Annotated in this window: 21 protein-coding genes, 1 other RNA gene and 2 pseudogenes; 15 read left to right on the forward strand and 9 right to left on the reverse strand. The window is 35.9% G+C overall.

Translation table 11 applies throughout. The annotated features are described in order from the left end of the window. The 12 genes and pseudogenes from ssrA to AC1DOS_RS06075 all read left to right on the forward strand — a co-directional run. Positions 1–139, forward strand: a transfer-messenger RNA (tmRNA) gene (gene ssrA, locus AC1DOS_RS06020); the annotation flags it as partial. A gap of 337 nt (positions 140–476) precedes the next feature. Then, positions 477–1,103: a sugar transferase gene (locus tag AC1DOS_RS06025; RefSeq protein WP_108585281.1), complete on the forward strand. Its 627-nt coding sequence runs from the start codon at positions 477–479 to the stop codon at positions 1,101–1,103. A gap of 17 nt (positions 1,104–1,120) precedes the next feature. Further along, positions 1,121–1,357: pseudogene (locus AC1DOS_RS06030) on the forward strand (Wzz/FepE/Etk N-terminal domain-containing protein); the annotation flags it as partial. Between the two features lie 468 nt (positions 1,358–1,825). Continuing rightward, a pseudogene (locus AC1DOS_RS06035) lies at positions 1,826–2,419 on the forward strand (CpsD/CapB family tyrosine-protein kinase); the annotation flags it as partial. A gap of 13 nt (positions 2,420–2,432) precedes the next feature. Then, positions 2,433–3,182, forward strand: a complete 750-nt coding sequence (locus AC1DOS_RS06040) for a tyrosine-protein phosphatase (RefSeq protein WP_477536768.1) — start codon at positions 2,433–2,435, stop codon at positions 3,180–3,182. A 41-nt stretch (positions 3,183–3,223) separates the two neighbouring features. Next, the gene (locus AC1DOS_RS06045) at positions 3,224–4,522 is read left to right on the forward strand and encodes a lipopolysaccharide biosynthesis protein (protein ID WP_477536769.1); all 1,299 of its coding nucleotides are present in this window, start codon (positions 3,224–3,226) and stop codon (positions 4,520–4,522) included. Continuing rightward, positions 4,515–5,678 carry an O-antigen ligase family protein gene (locus tag AC1DOS_RS06050; RefSeq protein WP_477536770.1) on the forward strand — a complete coding sequence of 388 codons (1,164 nt, stop codon included), beginning with the start codon at positions 4,515–4,517 and terminating at the stop codon, positions 5,676–5,678. The genes AC1DOS_RS06045 and AC1DOS_RS06050 overlap by 8 nt, the downstream gene beginning before the upstream one ends. Next, positions 5,675–6,787 carry a glycosyltransferase family 4 protein gene (locus AC1DOS_RS06055; RefSeq protein ID WP_477536771.1) on the forward strand — a complete coding sequence of 371 codons (1,113 nt, stop codon included), beginning with the start codon at positions 5,675–5,677 and terminating at the stop codon, positions 6,785–6,787. The genes AC1DOS_RS06050 and AC1DOS_RS06055 overlap by 4 nt, the downstream gene beginning before the upstream one ends. Beyond that, complete coding sequence (locus tag AC1DOS_RS06060) at positions 6,787–7,701, forward strand: NAD-dependent epimerase/dehydratase family protein (RefSeq protein WP_477536772.1); 915 nt, start codon at positions 6,787–6,789, stop codon at positions 7,699–7,701. Before AC1DOS_RS06055 ends, AC1DOS_RS06060 begins: the two co-directional genes overlap by 1 nt. A 15-nt stretch (positions 7,702–7,716) precedes the next feature. Next, on the forward strand, positions 7,717–9,348 hold the full coding sequence (locus tag AC1DOS_RS06065; RefSeq protein WP_477536773.1) for a GNAT family N-acetyltransferase: 1,632 nt from the start codon (positions 7,717–7,719) through the stop codon (positions 9,346–9,348). Positions 9,349–9,389: 41 nt separating this feature from the next. Beyond that, positions 9,390–10,112 carry a hypothetical protein gene (locus tag AC1DOS_RS06070; RefSeq protein WP_477536774.1) on the forward strand — a complete coding sequence of 241 codons (723 nt, stop codon included), beginning with the start codon at positions 9,390–9,392 and terminating at the stop codon, positions 10,110–10,112. A 20-nt stretch (positions 10,113–10,132) separates the two neighbouring features. Continuing rightward, entirely contained in the window at positions 10,133–11,095 is a 963-nt protein-coding gene (locus AC1DOS_RS06075; protein WP_477536775.1) for a polysaccharide deacetylase family protein, read from the forward strand. A 707-nt stretch (positions 11,096–11,802) separates the two neighbouring features. On the opposite strand, the gene AC1DOS_RS06080 is transcribed toward AC1DOS_RS06075, so the two are convergent. Further along, a complete protein-coding gene (locus AC1DOS_RS06080; protein ID WP_477536776.1) occupies positions 11,803–12,354 on the reverse strand; it encodes a GNAT family N-acetyltransferase in 552 nt (183 codons plus the stop codon). Between the two features lie 18 nt (positions 12,355–12,372). Beyond that, the gene (locus AC1DOS_RS06085) at positions 12,373–12,858 is read right to left on the reverse strand and encodes a DinB family protein (protein ID WP_108585137.1); all 486 of its coding nucleotides are present in this window, start codon (positions 12,856–12,858) and stop codon (positions 12,373–12,375) included. Between the two features lie 149 nt (positions 12,859–13,007). Here AC1DOS_RS06085 and hutH point away from each other — a divergent pair, with 149 nt between their 5' ends. Both hutH and AC1DOS_RS06095 read left to right on the forward strand, forming a co-directional pair. After that, positions 13,008–14,534 (forward strand): histidine ammonia-lyase, encoded by a 1,527-nt coding sequence (gene hutH / locus AC1DOS_RS06090; RefSeq protein ID WP_477536777.1) that lies wholly within the window; start codon positions 13,008–13,010, stop codon positions 14,532–14,534. A 194-nt stretch (positions 14,535–14,728) separates the two neighbouring features. Further along, the gene (locus AC1DOS_RS06095) at positions 14,729–15,178 is read left to right on the forward strand and encodes an HIT family protein (protein ID WP_477536778.1); all 450 of its coding nucleotides are present in this window, start codon (positions 14,729–14,731) and stop codon (positions 15,176–15,178) included. A 288-nt stretch (positions 15,179–15,466) separates the two neighbouring features. Here AC1DOS_RS06095 and AC1DOS_RS06100 read toward each other — a convergent pair whose 3' ends face one another. Beyond that, complete coding sequence (locus AC1DOS_RS06100) at positions 15,467–15,703, reverse strand: FAD-dependent oxidoreductase (RefSeq protein ID WP_477536779.1); 237 nt, start codon at positions 15,701–15,703, stop codon at positions 15,467–15,469. Positions 15,704–15,913: 210 nt separating this feature from the next. Here AC1DOS_RS06100 and AC1DOS_RS06105 point away from each other — a divergent pair, with 210 nt between their 5' ends. Next, the gene (locus tag AC1DOS_RS06105) at positions 15,914–16,804 is read left to right on the forward strand and encodes a 5'-3' exonuclease (protein ID WP_108585134.1); all 891 of its coding nucleotides are present in this window, start codon (positions 15,914–15,916) and stop codon (positions 16,802–16,804) included. Positions 16,805–16,806: 2 nt separating this feature from the next. Here the strand turns inward: AC1DOS_RS06105 and AC1DOS_RS06110 are convergent, their stop codons facing one another. From AC1DOS_RS06110 to AC1DOS_RS06135, 6 genes are all read right to left on the reverse strand, one after another. Further along, positions 16,807–17,328, reverse strand: a complete 522-nt coding sequence (locus AC1DOS_RS06110) for a C39 family peptidase (protein ID WP_108585133.1) — start codon at positions 17,326–17,328, stop codon at positions 16,807–16,809. 145 nt (positions 17,329–17,473) lie between these two features. Beyond that, a complete protein-coding gene (locus AC1DOS_RS06115) occupies positions 17,474–18,925 on the reverse strand; it encodes a catalase (protein WP_477536780.1) in 1,452 nt (483 codons plus the stop codon). Between the two features lie 184 nt (positions 18,926–19,109). Further along, positions 19,110–19,577 carry an STAS domain-containing protein gene (locus AC1DOS_RS06120; RefSeq protein ID WP_477536781.1) on the reverse strand — a complete coding sequence of 156 codons (468 nt, stop codon included), beginning with the start codon at positions 19,575–19,577 and terminating at the stop codon, positions 19,110–19,112. 64 nt (positions 19,578–19,641) lie between these two features. Then, positions 19,642–19,962 carry a thioredoxin family protein gene (locus tag AC1DOS_RS06125; protein ID WP_108585130.1) on the reverse strand — a complete coding sequence of 107 codons (321 nt, stop codon included), beginning with the start codon at positions 19,960–19,962 and terminating at the stop codon, positions 19,642–19,644. Positions 19,963–20,033: 71 nt separating this feature from the next. Next, complete coding sequence (locus AC1DOS_RS06130; RefSeq protein ID WP_477536782.1) at positions 20,034–20,348, reverse strand: spore coat protein; 315 nt, start codon at positions 20,346–20,348, stop codon at positions 20,034–20,036. Then, positions 20,345–20,605 (reverse strand): hypothetical protein, encoded by a 261-nt coding sequence (locus tag AC1DOS_RS06135; protein ID WP_108585128.1) that lies wholly within the window; start codon positions 20,603–20,605, stop codon positions 20,345–20,347. The genes AC1DOS_RS06130 and AC1DOS_RS06135 overlap by 4 nt, the downstream gene beginning before the upstream one ends. Positions 20,606–20,709: the final 104 nt, after the last annotated feature.

Below are 20,709 nucleotides of genomic sequence, written 5' to 3' on the forward strand. Positions count from 1 at the left end.
ACAAGAGACTCTCAAGTTAGCGCACAAGACGCCCGCTTGTCGGCATAATGCTGCGCGAAATTTAATAGGCAAGATACACGCGTAGAAGCTTAAGTGTTGGAGTTTCTGGACGCGGGTTCGATTCCCGCCGTCTCCATTTACATGATTTATGTAAGTGGATATAATCTTTTCAAAAAAGCACGTCTTTCGATAAATTTCGAAAGACGTGCTTTTTTGTTGTCGAAATTAAAAATGTAAAGAAGTATGGACGGAACTTTTATCAAAATAAAGTACATTTGAATTAGAGAACATACTACAAACGTCTTGTACATGTTTAAATTTTTTTTGATTCATAACGACACTAGGTCATAAGTAGTTCTGCTTGTGGAAAACCCCGAATACAATCAACTAGGCATGTTGAAATCTAAAATTATAAATAAGATCTCAAAAAAGACAGAGGAGTGTAAGGTCTGGAAAGAATTCGTTCATTATTGCATGTGACAATTGAACCGTTTATTTATGAGCGATATGGTAAACGCTGTTTCGACGTGTGTGTCTCTCTAATTTTGCTGCTCTTACTATTACCTCTTTACCCAATCATCTCACTCTTTTTACTTTTGTCTTCAGGTACACCACTTTTGTTTACACAAACCAGGATTGGACAATCAAATCAACCTTTTCAAATATTTAAATTCCGCACCATGAAACACAATAAAATAAATAGTAACAAGCCTAAACACGAATGGAACTATGGCGTTCCAGATAATTTTATTTTTAAGTCAGCTCACAATTTAGAAATCACAAAGATTGGAATGTTTTTAAGAAAAAGCAGTATTGATGAGATACCCCAACTCTTCAATGTGTTACGAGGTGAAATGAGTTTGATTGGACCTCGGCCGGAAGTACCAGAAATAACACAGTGGTATAACGAAAAGCAAAGGAAACGTTTGTTATTGAAACCTGGATTGACTGGATGGGCTCAAGTAAATGGGCGAGCAGATTCTTGTCATGGGCATAAAATAGAACATGATTTATTTTACATTGAAAATTGTTCATTTAAATTAGACATGAAAATTTTCATCCTTACATTTGTGGCAATTTATAAAGGCAAGGGGGCTTATTAAAGTTCATGAATCGAACAATGGAAATACGTGATTTTATTCGATTGTTTAAAAAGAAGAAGAAAGTCATATTGCTGGTCACTTTTTATATAACCCTTATTGGTGGATTTTCGAGTTTTGCTATTCCTCCAAAATTTGAAGCAAAGACAGACGTTCTTGTGAATTTCACGACTGCAAATGTCGTGTCGAGTGGAGAAATTGATGCGAATTTACGACTGATTGAAACATATAAATATTTAATGAAAAGTAATCGCATCTTAACTAAGGTTAATGGTTCACTGGACGAAACGTATAAAAAAGGAGAAATCAGCCAAAAAGTTGAAATTCAATCAAGTATTAATTCACAAATACTAACCATTTTAGCTGAAGAGAAAACACCAGAAAAAGCAGCTGCATTAGCAAATACATTGGCTACAACATTCCAAGAAGAAATCAAAACACTCATGAACTTAGAAAACGTACATATCTTAAGTCAAGCAACTGTAAATGAAGATACAAAGTCAGTCAAACCAATTACTGCACTATTTTTTATTATTTCTGCAATCATTGGATTTTTAGCTAGTTATTCATTCATCTTGATTCAAGAGATGTTCTTTACTCTAGTTGACTCCTCTGAAAAAGCAGAAAAAGCATTAGCGTTACCGGTCATTGGAATCGTGCCTCCAGGTGAAGGCAAACTCATACATGATCTACCTACTTTCGATGTATTTACAGAGATGTTTCGCTCCATTCGTGCGAATTTACTATATGTACTTTCAAAGAACAATGCAAAAACGCTTCTAGTTACGAGTGCAGAGTCAGGTGATGGTAAATCTTTTGTTAGTGCAAATTTAAGTATTGTATTTGCGATGGATCAAAAAAAAACCGTCTTTATTGATGCGGATTTGCGAAGAGGAACTGGTCGTAATTTATTTCATTTACCAAAACGTATAGGAATAACATCGTATTTAGCTGGACAATGCACTTTGCATGAGATTATTCAGTCCACTGAAGTACCAAATTTATCTTTTATTAGCGCTGGTCCTGTTCCGCCTAATCCAACTGAGTTATTATCTTCTACTAAATTTGTACAACTTCTAGAAGAATTGAAGAACCAATTCGACATAATCATTGTTGACACTCCACCATTACTGGTTGCTGACACATTACATATATCTGCAAACGTAGATGGGTGTTTGTATGTGGTGAATGCTGAATCTTCTAAAGTAGAACAAGCTATTTATTCAATTGAGCTGTTAAAACAAGTCCAAGCACCTCTAATTGGAACGATCATCAATAAATCAAAAGGCTCCGTCCGTTCTTATTCTTATTACAATTAAGGAGTGAGTCGATATGCTCGTAGATTTACACAATCATGTGTTACCCGGTTTAGACGATGGACCTACTTCAGAATTAGAGGCTATGCTTCTGATTCAAAATGCTGTGAAAAATGGAGTGACACATATTGTTGCAACACCGCATCATCGCAACGGCCAATTTAACCAAGATGCAAACGAAATAAAAAATTCTATTCACGTATTAAACTCATTGTTACAAGAGAGAGAAATTCCAGTTACTATTTTATCTGGCATGGAAGTTCACCTTCATGGAGAGTTCATGGAGGAGTTAGAAACAGAAATATTGACGCTAGCAGACAGTATGAAATATATATTAATTGAGTTTCCAACACAACACATACCGCAGTTTACCGAGTCCATATTTTACGAACTACAGTTAAAGGGATTCATTCCAATCATTGCGCATGCAGAGAAGAATACGGAAATTCGCCGTCATCCTAAAAAGTTATTGGATTTAGTAAATAAAGGTGCACTAGTCCAAGTTACAGCTAGCAGTGTATGTGGTGCAAACGGCAAAGAACTTAAAAAATTCGCATTAAAATTATGTCAGCATCAGATGGTTCATTTTATTGCTTCAGATGCTCACGACGTTAAAAAACGTCCATTTTTAATACAACAAGCTTATCTTGTGATTCAACGAAAACTAGGAAATGAAATGGTTAAGTACTATCAACGAAATGCAAACCATGTAGTAGATGGAGTTGAATTTGTAACGTTGCCACCTAGATTAGTTGAAACCGTGTAGATCGCTAGATATTAGGTGAAAGAGAGTGAGGATATGGTGACTTGACACAACTGTGGCAGTGGAAGGATAAGCTTTTAAAAAATCCATTTATTCGTAGTTTGTCAGTGTTAATGGCTGGAACAGCGTTAACCAATTTAATAATAGTACTAACAACACCATTATTAACAAGACTGTATACACCAGAGGAGTTTGGTGTTTATTCTGTTTTTTTATCCCTATTGTTTACAGGAACAATTCTAGTCTCTCTTAGATATGAAACAGCAATACCTCTTCCCGAAGATGAAGATGAAGCCTTTCATCTTCTCGTTTTATCGATTATCTTAGCTTTTATCGTCAGCGCTTTGTTATGTATACTGTTTTTCTTTATTCCAATTTCAAAATTATTGAATGTGCCTGAACTTGAAACATATATGTGGATGTTGTCTTTAAGTTTACTAGGAATTGGCATATTCCAGGCTTTTAACTCATGGGCTTTAAGAGATGAGCAGTACATGATAATCTCTAGGGCGAAAATGACCATGAATAGTAGTCAAATTACTTCGCAACTCTCATTAGGTCTTTTCCAACTTGGTTTACCTGGATTACTTATAGGAGAAATCATCGGCAGAATGACAGGTGCGCTAGATTATTTTAGGTTAATTAAACGGAAACATAAAGCTGTATATAAAATAAGTGCAAAATCACTTGTTAAGGTGTTAATTGGTTATAAATCATATCCCATTGTTTCCAGTTGGGCCGCTTTAATAAATAGCTTGGGTACGCAAATGCCTATTTTTTATTTAGCAGCTCATTTTGATGCAAAAACTGCAGGTTGGTTTTTTCTTGCTCAGAAGATCTTAACAATACCTGAAGGTTTAATAGGGTTTTCRGCTTCACAAGTTTATTTATCTCAAGCAGCACAGACAGCAAGAAATTCACAAGAACATTTTCGGCAATTTTTTTGGGACACAGTAAAAAAAATGATTGTTATAGGTTTAATTATTATTGGACTTGTAGCGTTATGTGCACCTTTAGCTATTAAAATTGTTTTTGGCGAACAATGGATCCAAGCAGCTGAGTTCATCCAAATTCTATCCGTTTTATATTTTATGAAGATTATTATTAATCCGATTTCTGCTAATTTCTACGTTTTTAATGCACTTGGAAAACAATTTATAAGTGAATTAATCCGATTTATACTAATTTGTGTTTCTTTATTTTTGGCCTTAGAATTTTTTGTTACACCGACAACCTCGCTATTATGTATTAGTTTAGTGAGTGCATCAGGTTATCTAATTCATGGGATATTTGCATGGAGTACGATAAAGGAATATAAGTCGGAGGAAATTAAACATGACTGAGAGAGCGCCAAAATGGCTAATTCATCTATTATTTTTAATGATGCTCAGTAGCTCATTCGTTTTGATTGAGCCTTCTCCATATGACTTTTTCATGGTGCTGATTATATGTTGTGGGTTGATTTTCTTCCTAGTGAGATTTCCACAAGAGGTCTTCATCCCATTAATCGTTATGTTACTATTTTTGATTTTCCAATTTATCTCACTGTTATTTGCTAACGAGGTTCACGGATCACTTTCTTATCTAGCTATCACAAGCTATTTAATGATTTCATGGTTCGTAGTAGTAGGAGTAAGTCAAATTTTAAAAACCTCTCTATTAACTGTGATAATGAACGGCTATTTAATTTCAGGAGTTCTAGCAGCTTCCATTGGAATTCTCGCGTATTTCGGTCTCATTCCTTTTAGTGATTCGTTATTAATGTTTGGAAGAGCAAAAGCATTTTTTAAAGATCCGAATGTTTTCGGACCATTTCTTATTGTGCCAGCGTTATATGCCTTTAGTTTATTTGAAAAAGGACAATCATCCATATTTATAAAAATTGCTTATTCATTTACATTCTTACTATTATTAACTGCAATTTTCGTTTGTTTTTCTAGAGCAGCTTGGGGAAACTTGGTCATATCTTTTTTTATTTATCTTTTATTAACCAAGCGAGAACTATTCCGAAGAAGATTAAAAACTAGCATCAGTTTAGGTGTTTTATCTATTCCTGTGTTGGTTTGGATCGCTAAAAGCCCATTTGTGATAGAGCTATTTCAATCGAGACTCAGCTTGCAAGGATACGATGAGTCTAGATTTTCAACACAAAAAGAAGCCTTTTTAATGGGCTTAAAAAATCCATTTGGAATAGGACCTGGACAATCTGAATATGTTTTTCAAATTGCTCCACACAGTTTGTATGCTCGAATAATTACAGAAAATGGAATCTTAAGCATAGTATTATTTATCTTTTTTTTGTGTATTAGCATCCGAAAAGCATTTCAATCATATAAACAATCATACGATGAATCGGCAGTATATTTTTTAATAATATGTGCTTCTTTAATAGGACTAACATTCAATAGTATGTTCATCGATACATTGCATTGGCGGCATTTTTGGTTAATTTTAGCACTTGCTTGGTGTGCACCACTAAAAAGGAGAGATGACGGGTGAAGATTGCACAAGTGATTACTCGAATGGACACTATTGGTGGTGCTCAAGTGCACGTTCGTGATTTGTCGAACCATTTAGCAGCCTTGGGGTCTGAAGTCGTTATCATTACAGGTGCAGGAAAGTCTACAAATCATAAATTAGACGTACATTGTTACATAAGCCCTTCTTTAAAAAGGGAACTCAATCCGTTTTACGATGTACAAGCAATCTTTGAAGTTCGCAAGATTTTAAAAGAAACAAAGCCGGACGTAGTTGCTACTCATTCATCAAAAGCTGGCTTGATTGGCCGTGTTGCTGCATGGTCGCTTCGTATACCTACTGTTTTTACTGCCCATGGATGGGCATTCACCGAAGGAGTTGCACCTAAAAAAAGAAGATTTTATATAGCTATTGAAAAAGCGATAGGGAAGATAACTGATCAAGTGATTACTGTCTCTCATTATGATCGCCATCTTGCTGACTCTAATCAGGTCTTACCTATGCACAAAATGAAAACCGTACATAATGGTGTCTTGCCTCTTAAGCCTATAACGAACCCTAATCGCATTAATGCCTTAGTAGATATATTAATGGTTGCTCGGTTCGATGTACCCAAAAGGCAATTAAACTTAATTCGAGCATGTGAAAAATTACGTGATTTGCCTTGGCGATTATCATTCATAGGAGATGGTACAAAGTTAGACGAAGCTCGTGGCTATGTTGAAAAACGCAATTTACACGATAGAGTCTTGTTTTATGGTGACATGAATAATATTGAGATTCCATTAAGTAAATCACAACTCTTTGTTTTGTTATCTGATTATGAAGGGTTGCCATTAAGTATTTTGGAAGCGATGCAAGCTGGACTACCGATTATTGCAACGGACGTTGGTGGTGTGAAAGAAGCCGTAATTGATTCAGATAATGGTTTCTTAATTCCAAAAGGAAAAGAACAACTCCTTATTCGACGGCTGACCCAGTTAATTACCGATGCTTCACTAAGAGAATCGATGGGGCACAGAAGCAGGGAGTTATTTTTTGAGAAATTTACATTTGACAGAATGCTTATTGAGACAAAGGACGTATATGAATCGGTCGTGCAAAATCAATTACTAAAGGGGAAAACTTAATGAAAGTGCTTATTACCGGGGGAGCAGGGTTTATTGGTTCACATGTTGTGGAAGAGTGTCTAGCTCACAACTATGAAGTTGTTGTAGTGGATAATTTCAGTTCTGGGAACATTGATAATATCTCCGATGATTGCAAAGTATATCAGGTTGATATTAATGATATTCATTTGAAAAAGGTATTCGAAATAGAGATGCCAGATATGGTAATTCATTTAGCTGCGCAGGCATCTGTAATGAAATCTTTAGAAGATCCTGTTGCTGATGGTGAAATAAATATACTAGGAACTTTAAGATTATTAGAGTATGCAAGAATTCATCATGTCAAAAAGATCGTGTTGGCTTCGTCAGCAGCTGTCTATGGTAATCCAGAAGAATTGCCAATCAATGAAAAATCTCCAGTAAATCCATTATCCTTTTATGCTCTTTCAAAATGGGCTGGTGAGCAATACGTCCAGCTATATGAAAGTTTATATGATTTACCTTTTTGTATCTTACGTTTTTCGAATGTCTACGGTCCGCGTCAAAATCCGCTAGGTGAAGCGGGTGTTGTATCAATTTTTATCAACCAATTAATCAATGGTGAGGAAATAGCAATTTATGGTGGTCAGCAGACACGTGATTTTGTATATGTGAAAGACGTGGCGACGGCTTGCATGAAAGCGATTGAAAGTACAAAAACTGGGGTTTATAATATTAGCTCTTGTTCTGAAACATCAATTAACGATCTTTTTTCAATAACCTCCTCACTTGCTGGAATTAGTATGGAACCAATTAAGTATCCTTTGCGACAAGGAGAGATTCAGCAAAGTGTTTTAGATAATGAAAAAGCAAAGAAAGAGTTTGAATGGAAAAATTCGTATTCACTGCAAGAAGGATTGAAGGAAACAATATCTACTTATCAACTTAAGATTTAATAAGGGGAGGACAAAATGAAATTCTATCATATTCGTTCATTGGAACAATTGATGCCCTTTCAGAAATTCTGGGATCATATATTAGAAGAAAATAACAATGATAATCCTTTTATCGAATTTAAATGGGTAGAAAATTGGTGGAGGTACATTGGCGAAAAGCGAAGAGTTGAAATGATTGTCGTAGAAAAAAACGATCAAGTCATAGCCTTTTTTCCTTTTCAATTTACTCGTAAATGGAATACCATCATGATTGAATTTATAGCCTGTGGTGAAGCGAATTATATGGACATCATTGTCTATGATAAGGACAGGGAAGAAACGATTCAATTTGTTTTCGATCGGTTATTGGAAAAGATGCCGGACTGTATTTTCAATTTACATGGATTATTATCAAGTAGTCCAACAACTAATATGTTGAGTTTATACTTAGCCAAACGGAAATGTACACCTACTGTATTTTCAGTAGTAACACCTTTTATTAATATGGAATCTATTAATTTAGAAGCGTATATGAAAAAAAGAAGAAAACTACATGGACTCGATCGAAGAGAAAAAAGGCTTAGTTATTTAGGCGAAGTGAAAGTATCGACGAGTAGTCCAAATGAAATTGATGAAGTATTTGCGCTACATGATCGACATTGGAGATATAAGTTAGATACTAGTGGATTCACAAATGATGAGCACAAAAATTTTTATCGTGCTTTAGTTAATATTTCTGAAGGCCCCATGCAAGCAAAAGTGGAGAGCTTATATTTAGATAATCAAATGATTGCTTTTTCATATGGTTTATCGTGTAGAGGCAGATACATTGGGTACGTAATTGGCCACGATGACGATTATGGAATTTATGGTCCAGGAACAATATTAGAAAAAGAATTAATTGTCAGCAGCCCTAATAAAGCAATTAAGAAATTCGATTTAAGTATTGGCTATGAACCTTATAAATTTGAATGGAATTCGGCAGTTGATTATACAAATAACTTCATCTTTTCCACTGATAGTTGGCAATCGAAGATGATTTTTTTCCTGACAAAAGGAAAAGGACATATAAAAGAAACGCTAAAAAAAAATTATAAAATTGTTTTGTTTAAACGAGAATTCATCGGTAGTAAATATTCTTTTATTAAAAATGCTAAGTTTACAGAGTGGGTCCAAGCCTGTGGGAAATTAGCAGGAAAGATATACTCAAGGAAAACAGTAGATATTTACAAACAGAGCCAAGGAAATGAGAACTTAGCCGATTTTGAAAAGTTGGTTTATCCGAACGCTAAAAAAAGACATCATAATCTATCGCGAATAAACAAACGATTTTACAATGGGTTTATCCCATATAGTGATTCGAAGTTTTCGATGTTTTGGATTCACCCGAAGTTAATTCGAGTTGACGAAGTTGGTTATTTACAACCACTGCCTAAACAAAGTGTCTTTATAGGAGAGTGGCAATTTCATAACCTTACAAACATTTGTTCATACCTTCGTAATGAACAAAAAGCTAAAGATATTTTTCTATATACATCGAAGAAAGATGAAATCGTAAATAAACACTTACATCAGTTAGGGTTCAAACACGTTAACAGGATTAAAAAAACACATATGTTTACCAAGTCAAATACACACATTTCAACCATCGACACACCTGAGGAGTGACCTTGATTATTACCCTATTACGAAAAAGTTGGAATGTGAAAATGACACACATTTATTATGCTGAGAACACAGAAAGTAAACCAGAATCATCGATAATTAGTTATACAAATGCTCTTCGTCCACTTCCTACTTTACAAGAACAAGAAACCTACCAAATCGATTTGACCTTATCAGAAGAGGACCTTTTTCGGAAATTGAAAAAATCAAACCGCAGTCAAATAAAGCAAGCAACTACCAAATCATTCACACATTTCATCGAAAAACATCCATCCAATGAAGAGTTACTAAAATTCCAACAATATTACAATCATTTTGCTAAAGATAAAAACACACATCAATGTAATTCATTTCACTTGAAAACTTTACAATTACTACGCGACAAAAATGCACTCATTATCAGTAAAATTTTAAACGATCAAGATGAGGTTTTTTGCTATCGGGTTTATTTAACTGATTGCATTCGAGCATTAACACTTTATTCTGCTTCTAATTTTCGGAAAAACGACGTACCCGAAATAAAACGTCTATATAGTTTGGCAAGCCGATATTTACTTTGGAAAAATATATTATGGTTTAAACAATATGGTCATGCTATTTACGATTTAGGTAGCCTAACGAATGACGAAAATATTCGTCAATTTAAAATTGGCTTTGGAGGAGAAGTTGTGAAAGCATATTCCGGCTATGCATCAAATAATAGGATAGGGAAATTCGTTTTGTGGATTCGGAAAGTAAAGATGAATTCTCCTTATAAAAATCGATGACTCAACCAGGAACCTTACTTGTGTCACTTGATTTTGAATTGAACTGGGGCGTACATGATGTATTTTCTCTCGAACAGTATGGAGATCGACTGCTAGGTGCAAGAAAAGCAATCCCTCGAATATTAGAGTTATTTAACTCCTATAATGTCCATTCAACTTGGGGAATTGTTGGTTTATTATGTTTTGATAATAAAGACGAATTACTAGCAAACTTGCCTGATATAAAACCTTCTTATAATCATCCGATATTCTCTCCATACGAAAAGATGGATAAGGTCGGGGAAAATGAAGAGTTAGATCCTTACCATTTTGGTTCGTCTTTAGTCCAAAAAATAATGGATACGCCTAATCAAGAAATCGGCACACATACTTTTTCACATTATTATTGTTTAGAGGATGGTCAATCGCCAGAAGAATTCGAAGCTGATCTGATGGCCGCAAAATATGTGTTTTATCAAAAAAGTATTAACATGCATTCCTTTATTTTCCCTCGAAATCAAACGCAACAGAGTTATTTAGAAATATGTAAAAAGCACGGGGTTACGAGCTATCGTGGAAATGAAACAAATTGGCTGTATGAAGCAAGTAACCTTAGTCAACAACATCCAGTGAAAAGAGCTGCAAGATTAGTGGATCATTACGTGAACTTAACAGGGCACCATACTTATCAGTTAAATACAGTCAATAAAGAACCAATAGTTAACCTACCTTCCAGCCGTTTTCTTCGTCCCTACAGTAGAAGTCTTAAACTGTTGGAGCGATCCCGTTTAAAACGTATAAAAAATAGTCTCACGTATGCAGCTCAAAAAGGAGAAGTTTATCATCTTTGGTGGCACCCTCACAATTTCGGAAAAAATATAGATGAAAATATCAACTTTTTACGTGACATACTCGAACATGTAGAGCTACTAAAAAAACGCTATGCTTTTCAAAGTTTAACCATGAAGGAAGCAACTGAAAAAATTCAATTTGTGAATGAATAGCCAGCCTACTACTATAAAGTAGCAGGTTTTTTTATTTGGAATTGTTAATCAATACTGTTGTTTATCGAACATTTGCGCTAGCCGCAAGTTCCGCATGAGCTAACAAGTATGAAAACCACATACTTGTGGGTCTCAAGCTTGGGCCCACAGGAAGGGGGTCATGAAGGTGTTGCCACAAAATTTCTCACATTGCATTTTGCGACGAGTAACCGCAGGAACAGGACGTGGCGTTTTTAACATTCGTTCCTGTGCATGCTAGGCACAAATGTACTTTTTCGTTTGTAATTCATTATCGATATCATTCTTTAAATTAGGCGAAATAAAAAAAGCAGGTAGAGGCCGAAATAGCATCTTCGGCCGAACATCTACTTAAAGAAGCCTTCAATTCTGTAGTAAACTAAACCAAAATTACTGTGTCCTTCCAGGTTGCAAGGGAGCGAAGGATGCATACCCGCCGCAGGATAATCTACAAAAAGAGAGGTGGTCGAGTGACGCAGTCACAAGCCCMTCCTCTTTATTCTCTAGATTAGTGTGCAGCAGGTAAAGCGTCCGAAGAGAACTGGAAACCTGTCAGACTCTAAAAATCCTCTATATTTGAAATTACTTGCATATCCAAATTTCATAGAAGGTGATGTTAAGGTAGAATTGAAAAATCCTAACAAATGATGAAAGGGGATGCACCAAAGTTGGTGCATCCTCTTTGCCATTTATGAATGAAGTTGATTCCATACTTCTTTCGTAATCGAAAAAACCAAAGCATTGTGATTTTCTCCGCCTTGGTATAAATAATTCCTTAGCAGTCCTTCTTTTTCAAACCCTACCTTCAACAATAACTTCCATGACGCTTCATTTTCAGGAAATGTAACTGCTCCAACACGAGATAGCATGAGTGTTTCAAAGCAATAGCCCAATACTTCTTCTAATGCTTCTTTAACATACCCGTTGCCCCAGAAATCTGGATGCAGGTCGTATCCGACTTCACATTTTTTGCTCCATAGCTGAAGGCTGTTCAACCCAATGGTTCCAGCCAATTCGTCCGTTTCTTTAAGTTGAATGCCCCAACGTGCGGAGCGTTTTTCCTTGTAGCCATTATTCATATTAGTAATCATTTTTTCTGCTTGTTCCAATGTAATGAGGGGATCCATACCGTAGTACCGCGTTACATCTTTTCGGGAAAACTGATTGAAAAGATGGTCAGCGTGCGTTGGATTCAACTCGATCAATCGAAGTCTATTAGTCTCTAGTACAGGTAAGGACAAGGGGATTACCTCCATCTATTAGCTTTGAGTTTCATTTGCAAAATAAATATAATCAACGGGTATTCCTTCCAAGTCAAATTGTCTTAAGAACGAGGTCACTTGACCACGATGATAGGAAGAGTGATTAATGAAGGTAAAGAACATTTCTTCTCTTGTATTGGAAAACGGATCGCCTTTAATATTCGTAAAGTTCAGAGTTTCTTTCCATTGCTCATTTGTCAGGGTTTCAAAAAATTGTTTCATCTCTTCATGTAACTGTGCAAAACCTTCTTTTGTGACTGACACCGTACTTACGTCGAATTCTTTCCATTCAGGCTTCTCAATTCCAGTCAATCTTTTGAACCACAGATAGTCCACACTTAAAACATGTGAATAGGTTTCACTAATCGTTTTAAATGAATTCTTTGCTACCTGGTGAAAAATGGCTTCGTCTTTTGATTCTACGTGATTGAGTAGTTTTTGAGTTGCCCACTGATGATAATGAAACATAGATTGCCAATTCATAAGAATCCCCCTTTTAATAATTGTGAATATTTTCTATATTAACACTTTTGTACGCTGATACACTACCACTGTATCTTGTTAGAATTTGGAAGAAAACAATTGAACTTATAATATTACGCACTTATACTCGAGACAGAGGGGTGTTTAATATGGTTTTATTAACAGGTGAGAATTTACATTTAGAAGAAATGCGATCCATTTTATTTCAAYAAGAAAAAATAGATTTAGATAAAAATGCATTAGTTCGTGTTCAAAAAAGCCGTGAAGCTGTGGACAGAATCGTAAGAGAAGGTAAAACAGTTTATGGGATTAATACGGGATTTGGAAAATTTAGCGATGTCAGTATTAATGAAGAAGATGTTCGTGCATTACAACTTCATTTAATTCGTTCACATGCATGTGGGATTGGTGAGCCTTTTGAAGAACATGTATCTCGCGCCATGGTCGTTCTACGATTAAATGCATTATTGAAAGGCTTTTCAGGAATACGAGTTGAGGTATTAGAGCGTTTAGCATATATGGTTAACCATCAGATTCATCCAGTAATCCCTTCTCAAGGATCTCTTGGGGCTTCTGGTGATTTGGCTCCTTTGTCACATTTAGCGCTTGTTTTAGTCGGCGAAGGATTTGTATGGAACAAAGGACAACACGTGGCTGCTTCGGAAGTGTGGGCAACTCGTGGTATGGATCCACTTGTATTAGAAGCTAAAGAAGGTTTAGCACTAATAAACGGAACACAAGCGATGACAGCTCAAGGCGTGGTGAATTGGTTGGAAGCTGAGACACTTGCTTATCAAAGTGAATGGATTGCAGCAATGACTATGGAAGCATTACATGGCATTACAGATGCTTTTCATCCCGCTGTTCATCAAGCGCGTGGTTACGTTGAACAAGTTGATGTAGCTAGAAGAATGCTTGAGTGGCTAGAAGGCAGTAAACTCGTGACAAAACAAGGGGAGATACGAGTGCAAGACGCATATTCACTACGATGCATTCCTCAAATACACGGTGCGAGCTGGCAAGTCCTTGGCTATGTAAAAGAGAAATTGGAAATTGAAATGAATGCAGCAACAGATAATCCACTGATTTTTGAAGATGGAGACGTCATTATTTCTGGTGGCAACTTCCATGGCCAGCCTATTGCTTTTGCGATGGACTTTCTAAAATTAGCAGTCGCAGAGCTTGCGAATGTTTCGGAACGACGAATCGAACGATTAGTAAATCCACAATTAAACGAAGGATTGCCACCTTTCCTTAGTCCACAACCAGGACTTCAATCAGGTGCTATGATTCTGCAATATGCAGCTGCTAGTTTAGTTTCTGAGAATAAAACGTTAGCACATCCAGCATCTGTGGATTCAATTCCATCGTCAGCCAATCAAGAAGACCATGTAAGTATGGGAACAATTGGTGCTCGTCACGCTGGAATGATGATTCAAAATGCACGACGCGTGTTGGCAATAGAAGCTTTTTGTGCGCTTCAAGGAACAGAATATCGTGGAAAAGAAAAAATGTCTCCATCTCTACAAGATAAATGGGATGAATTCCGTTCATTCACACCATCAATGGTAGAGGATCGGATTTTTAGCACTGATATTGAACGCATTAGTACTCATTTGAAGAATGAAACAGGCATTGCCAGTTATTCAACTAAAATTACATTATCATTTCAATAAAAACACTATAGTTGTAGCACAAAAATCAAGCGGATGACCTCAAAAATAGCACTTCAATTCTTTTGTTTTCTGCCACAGAAAGCATTGCGAATTGAAGTGTTATTTTAATAGGTAATATATGGCAGTATTATTGGAATAAAATGATGTTTATATTACAAAAAGTATTCCCAGATGATTTTAAAGAGGTGAGCTATGTGAAAACTGATTATACACAAAAGAGTTCGGATTGTTTAGGATGTGCATTGGCAAATAAAGAGGCATTCGTTCATGTGGTTTATGAAAATGATTATGTTTGTTGTTTTTTAGACCACGACCCTTTTAACGAAGGGCACACATTAATTTTACCTAAGAAGCATTTTGGTTATGTAGATGAATTTGATTCAGTAACTGCCAATGCAGTAATGAAGGCTTCTCAACTAGTTTCAAAGGCTATAAAAAAAACATATAATCCAGATGGTATTTCCATCTGTCAAAACGGCGGAAAAATTGATGAATTGTCCCATTACCATATGCACGTTGTACCAAGATATGAAAATCAATCTTTTGCTAGTTTTTACACAGAAGAACCTTGGAGCAATGATGAGGTTAAAAACAAATTGCCGAGTACACGGGATGAATTAGCAAAAATTATTCGAGAGTTATAATAGTGTATAGTCAAACAAAACAATTAATGAAACGTGAAAAACACTGCATTAAACAGCATTTTTCTTTATTTAACTCCATATTTTCGATCCAATGTTACGAGGTCTGCATCAGGGTGATCACCGTAAATTATTAGATTACGGAGAATGTGGGACCTCAACATGCTATAGACTGTCCCGTTTCCTCCATAGCCGAGCAAATAGTAGTGCTTATCTTTGGTTGGGTGTTGGCCAATAAAAGGTAAGTTATCATTAGATTCTCCGAAGGTTGCTCCATAAGAATATTCATATTCAATTTGATAATTGGGGAATAACTCTTGTAATCATCGTACTTCCTGTTGCCATTTGACGTTTATCAAGTATTGCGACACTCAGTCCCGCTTCGACTAACGCGAGAGCAGATAAAGAACCGGACATTCCTCCGCCAACAATGACTACATCATAAAAAGATAATCGTTCGGGAACTTTTCTAAATCCTTGTTTAGGGTAAGTGGTTGGCCAATATAGTGACCCATTATGTATATCCATTTTAGGCATCCCCATTCTCATATAATTCCCTTACTTTACCCGAATCCAACACTAATCAAGCCTTTGTAAATCGATGTTTTCCAAAATTTTATCGCTTTATTTGCTATAATAATAGAAGGTTAATAATTAAGAGGATCACATGAAAATAATTCTCTGTCATTTAAATGGCGATATACCTTTGTGAAAACAATAGAAGAAAGAGGAGATTACATGCAATCCACTGAAAAACCACATATTTTATTAGTCGATGGAATGGCGTTGCTATTCCGATCATTTTTTGCAACATCTGTATTTAATCAATATTTTCGTAACGAACATGGGGTACCTACAAATGGTGTTCAAGGATTTGCGCGTCACGTATTATCAGCAAAGCAAATGATGCAACCAACTCATATGGCTATTTGTTGGGATATGGGTATGCATACATTCCGTAATGATTTGTTTGATGGTTATAAATCTAATAGACCAGCTCCTCCTGAAGAAATGATTCCTCAATTTGATATGGCAAAAGATATATCTAAAATGCTAGGGTGGCAAAATTTTGGGGAAGTTGGAATGGAAGCGGATGATTTAATCGGTTCTATGGTATGCAAATGGCAGGACGAAGCGAATATTACRATCGTTAGCGGAGATAAAGATTTATTGCAATTGCTTTCCCCAACAACTAAAATCGCTTTCACCAAAAAAGGGTATACCATTTATGATGAATATACGTATGATCGATTTTTAGAAGAATATCAAATCGAACCATCTGTTTTTGCAGATGTGAAAGCATTCATGGGGGATTCGAGTGATGGGTACCCGGGAGTAAAAGGGATTGGTCCTAAAAGTGCGCTCCAATTGATTCAAAATTACGGTTCGGTTGAAGGCGTAATTGATTCACTACACGAATTGAAACCAGGCCAACAAAAGAAGATTCAAGAGAATATGGACATGTTACGTTTGTCAAAAAAACTAGCGACGATTCATTGTGAGATGGAATTACCAATTGAACTGGACCAGCTACTCATTCCTTCTTACAGTAATGAACTAATGCTACAACTTGATCAAGCTGGATTTGGTATTACAAGTAGATATGCACGGTCTTTGTATCCTATTTAACGTTAGGAATTCAGACTATGTGGGACAATTTTGACAAACGTTAAAATCTCCTGATTCTTTTCATATGAAACCTTTCGAATGCGGCTTTCGCGATTTCTTCCACCATTATCATGGAGAATTAGCGTTAAGCCGTTTTCATTTTCTTCAAATCCTATGAGCGGAACCCAGTGGTAGGCAAATTCATATGTGCCAAACCAGTGAAAAGAAAAATAGCGATCAAATTTGCATGCTACAGGACGTCCTTCAAGAAGTTCAGATTTTGCGTCATCTATTGAACATGTATTTACTTCCCAAGTAGGCCCAAGAATCTTCCGCAAATTACGCTTTAATAGCCAAGTAAATAAACCAATACGAGTACTTCCAAGTAACTCGTATAATTGATTGGTATTGTATGGGCAAGCGTTTGGCATCCAGTAGCGTAGGATGGTCAAAGTAGTCACAGGCCCACAAGCAGAAGGTTGATAATTGGATTTTATGGATTTGTCGTATTGAGAAAGACCTTTAACGTCTAATTGCGTACGCATGAATTCACCTCTTAAGGAAAAGTAAGTAAATATTAGTAAGAGCAAAATATAAAAAAGAGTTTTTCCATCTGTTTTAACAGTACGGAAAAACTCTTTTAATATCAAATCTAAAATAGGAAAGTAAACATCTATTTAGTTATTAATTTTATAAATATAGATGAACTTCAACGTTTGCACCTTCAGCTAATGCATGTCCTAATGATTCATCTGCTCTGTGGAAGTTTGCAATCGCTCGACCTACGATATCGCGATTTTCAATGCCAGAGAACTGATCAAGTAAGTTTTTAATTAATGCTTGTTTTGTCGATTCATCATAACTTCTATAAATTTCACCAGCTTGACCGAAGTTATTTGTTTTTTCGATTGCGTTTTTACCCGCAACTCCTGAAATTGGTTGATCAAATTCTTTGAATTCAGGCGCTTCTTTTGGTTCTGAGTCGAAACTATTTGGTTCGTAATTTACGCGAGACGTTTGTTGTGTAAATGGCATAGCGCCGTCACGTTGGTTATTTGAGAATGGACATTTTGGTGCATTGATTGGCAACTGTAAGTAGTTTGCACCAATACGGTAGCGTTGTGTATCTGAGTAAGAGAACAAACGACCTTGTAACATTTTATCTTCAGATGGTTGTATACCCGGTACTAGAACACCTGGATTGAATCCAACTGATTCTGTTTCTGCAAAGAAGTTGTCTACATTTCGATTTAAAGTCATTGTTCCGACCAACTCATAAGGGAAGTCTTTCTCTAACCAATCTTTCGTAGCGTCAAGTGGATCAAAGTCAAAGTTATCCATGTCTTCAGGTTTCAAAGTTTGAACAAATAAATCCCATTCTGGATAGTCTCCACGCTCAATTGCTTCATATAAATCACGCGTTGCATGACTGAAATCTTTTCCTTGCTGTTCAGCCGCTTCTTCGATTGATAAGTTTTTCACGCCTTGTTTAGGCACCCAACGTAGTTTCACATATGTAGTTTTTCCTTCTGCTGAAATCCATTTGAACGAATGGACAGAAGAACCACGTAGGTGACGGTAATCTTGTGGAATTCCTTCATCTGTAAATAAGTGAATTAACATATTTGTCGATTCAGGGGATAAGCCCATGAAATCAAAAAGACGTGCAGCATCTTGAAGATTTGTGCGTGGATCTGGTTTTAATGAATGAATTACGTCTGGGAATTTAATTGCATCTCGGATAAAGAATACGGGCAAATTATTACCAACAAAATCATAGTTGCCTTCTTCTGTATAAAATTTCACAGAGAAGCCACGTGGGTCACGAGCCGTCTCAGGAGAGTGGAGTCCGTGAATTACTGTTGAGAAGCGAGCGAACAATGGAGTTTCTTGTCCTTCATTTTGTAAGAATGCAGCTCGAGTATATTTTTTCATACTATTTTTCAAAACAAATTTACCATGTGCAGCTGCACCACGAGCATGAACAACACGTTCTGGCACACGTTCACGGTCAAAATGAGCTAATTTTTCTATTAATTGATAATCCTCCATAAGTGTTGGTCCGCGTTCACCGGCTGTGCGTGAATTTTGATTATCACCAATTGGCACTCCTTGGTTGGTTGTTAAATGTTTTTTCATCATTTTCACTCCTTATTTATAATCATTACAAAAAAGTACTAATTCAAATGTAAAGTATATTAAACTAATTTTCAAKTAATAAGGTACTAGAAGTTTTTAATAGATTTGAAGCATATGAAGTAAGGAAAAGTAAGAAGAAAGAATATCCATTAATTAGGTTTTATCCAAAAAAAAAAGCAATCAGTATTCACCCCATAGTGTGAAGTGACTGGTTGCTTTCTTGTAATAAACGTTTAAGAGCTGCACGAAAACTTACATATGTTTCAATTTCTACATGAATACCTGCATGAACAATTTCACGAACGAAACGAGGATTAAATCCAACGTACATTGGACGGATGCCCATCAGTTTTAGCGAACTGTTTAATTTAAAAATCTCAGTAGCTAAATCATTATAGTCAAATGATACAACATCTTCAACGGAGACACCGGTAAAGTCGAAAATTGCTTGCTCAGTATCACGGTTATCTCCTGCATATTGAAGAGCTTTAGTTTGTATCATGTCAAAACGTTCTTTAAACATATATCCTGCAATAGGTATCAATATTGTGCCAGGAACCACTGAAGGAATAACTGGGGCGGACATATTATTAATAATATTTTCGTAATACTTAATCTTGTCTTTTAATTGCTTTACTTCTATTTCTTGTGACATCTTTGTCCACTCCGATAGTTGCTATTTTCATTTAGTATAGCAAAAAAAAGGACAGACACGAAGTCTATCCTTTTTGGCTTTGAAGAAATTCAGTTACTTGATCAGGTGATTTTGCGTTTGCACTATGCAAATGAGCTTTTTTCTCGTTGTTCTGATAAATTAAAAGACTTGGAATCCCCATGACATCATATTGTTCAGCGATTTCAGGAAGCTCATCGCGATTTACTTCATACCATGTATATTGCTTGTATTCTTCAATAATTGGGTCGATGAACATATCCATACGTGTACAATCAGGACACCATCCTGCAGTGAATTTCACGATGACTTCTTTATCTGAAGAAATAATATCATTAAATTGTTCAGTAGTAGTAATTGAGTTCATGTCTGTTCCTCCTAATGTGCTATAGGAACAGTTTACACCGTTTCACTTCAGACGGATAGCAATTTGTATTATTATTGGAGCTGTTGTTTGTACTCTTGGAATTGTTGTGTCACTTGTTTGATTTCTTGTGGGTCAGCCGGAGTGAGTGTATACCATCCATGAGTGAATAGTAAGTCATAAAAACTTCGTTGTTGTTTAGAAGTATCTCTTAATTGTGTGAAAATAATTTGGTACAAAGCGTCATGGCTAGCTTCGTGCATTGCCGTTGCATAAGATCCGCATAAAGATTTTTCTGTAGAAAGCGCATCATTTAGAATGTCGCGATCATTTAGTTGTGGTGTTTCAGCATAAGGTGTTTCTGGATTTTTTACGGTTTGTTGATTCACGAAACTGATCCCCCTTCATTTTGTTTTAAAAGCTTCAGTAATTCATCATAATGATTGCTATGCATTTGTTCAGCTGCTTCAAATTCCTTTTTTAAATCTGGAAGCTGACAATTTTCAGCAGCCCAATTCATTTTTTTTGCAGCCAATAAATTCCAGGACATCATATCCTTGAAATAGCTGAAATCTTTTGTTGAAACCATTTTTGGTGGTTCTGGGAAAACCATTTGCTGCTCTTTTGGTTGTGAAAACAAGTTCATTTACTGTTCCTCCTTAAGATTTCTCTATTTAGTGTGAGGAGAGTTAAATATTATATACACAACTTTCTGCAATTTTTAGGAAAAACACATAAAATTTATTTCTT

The sequence above is a fragment of the Paenisporosarcina sp. P5_A11 genome (assembly GCF_056400705.1).

Bases quoted from the DNA above. Each gene is read 5' to 3' on its own strand.
- AC1DOS_RS06040 (WP_477536768.1), top strand. From the start codon at position 2,433: ATGCTCGTAGATTTACACAATCATGTGTTACCCGGTTTAGACGATGGA.
- AC1DOS_RS06050 (WP_477536770.1), top strand. From the start codon at position 4,515: ATGACTGAGAGAGCGCCAAAATGGCTAATTCATCTATTATTTTTAATG.
- AC1DOS_RS06060 (WP_477536772.1), top strand. From the start codon at position 6,787: ATGAAAGTGCTTATTACCGGGGGAGCAGGGTTTATTGGTTCACATGTT.
- AC1DOS_RS06065 (WP_477536773.1), top strand. From the start codon at position 7,717: ATGAAATTCTATCATATTCGTTCATTGGAACAATTGATGCCCTTTCAG.
- AC1DOS_RS06070 (WP_477536774.1), top strand. From the start codon at position 9,390: ATGACACACATTTATTATGCTGAGAACACAGAAAGTAAACCAGAATCA.
- AC1DOS_RS06085 (WP_108585137.1), bottom strand. From the start codon at position 12,858: ATGAATTGGCAATCTATGTTTCATTATCATCAGTGGGCAACTCAAAAA.
- AC1DOS_RS06100 (WP_477536779.1), bottom strand. From the start codon at position 15,703: ATGGATATACATAATGGGTCACTATATTGGCCAACCACTTACCCTAAA.
- AC1DOS_RS06110 (WP_108585133.1), bottom strand. From the start codon at position 17,328: ATGCGTACGCAATTAGACGTTAAAGGTCTTTCTCAATACGACAAATCC.
- AC1DOS_RS06115 (WP_477536780.1), bottom strand. From the start codon at position 18,925: ATGATGAAAAAACATTTAACAACCAACCAAGGAGTGCCAATTGGTGAT.
- AC1DOS_RS06120 (WP_477536781.1), bottom strand. From the start codon at position 19,577: ATGTCACAAGAAATAGAAGTAAAGCAATTAAAAGACAAGATTAAGTAT.
- AC1DOS_RS06125 (WP_108585130.1), bottom strand. From the start codon at position 19,962: ATGAACTCAATTACTACTACTGAACAATTTAATGATATTATTTCTTCA.
- AC1DOS_RS06135 (WP_108585128.1), bottom strand. From the start codon at position 20,605: ATGAACTTGTTTTCACAACCAAAAGAGCAGCAAATGGTTTTCCCAGAA.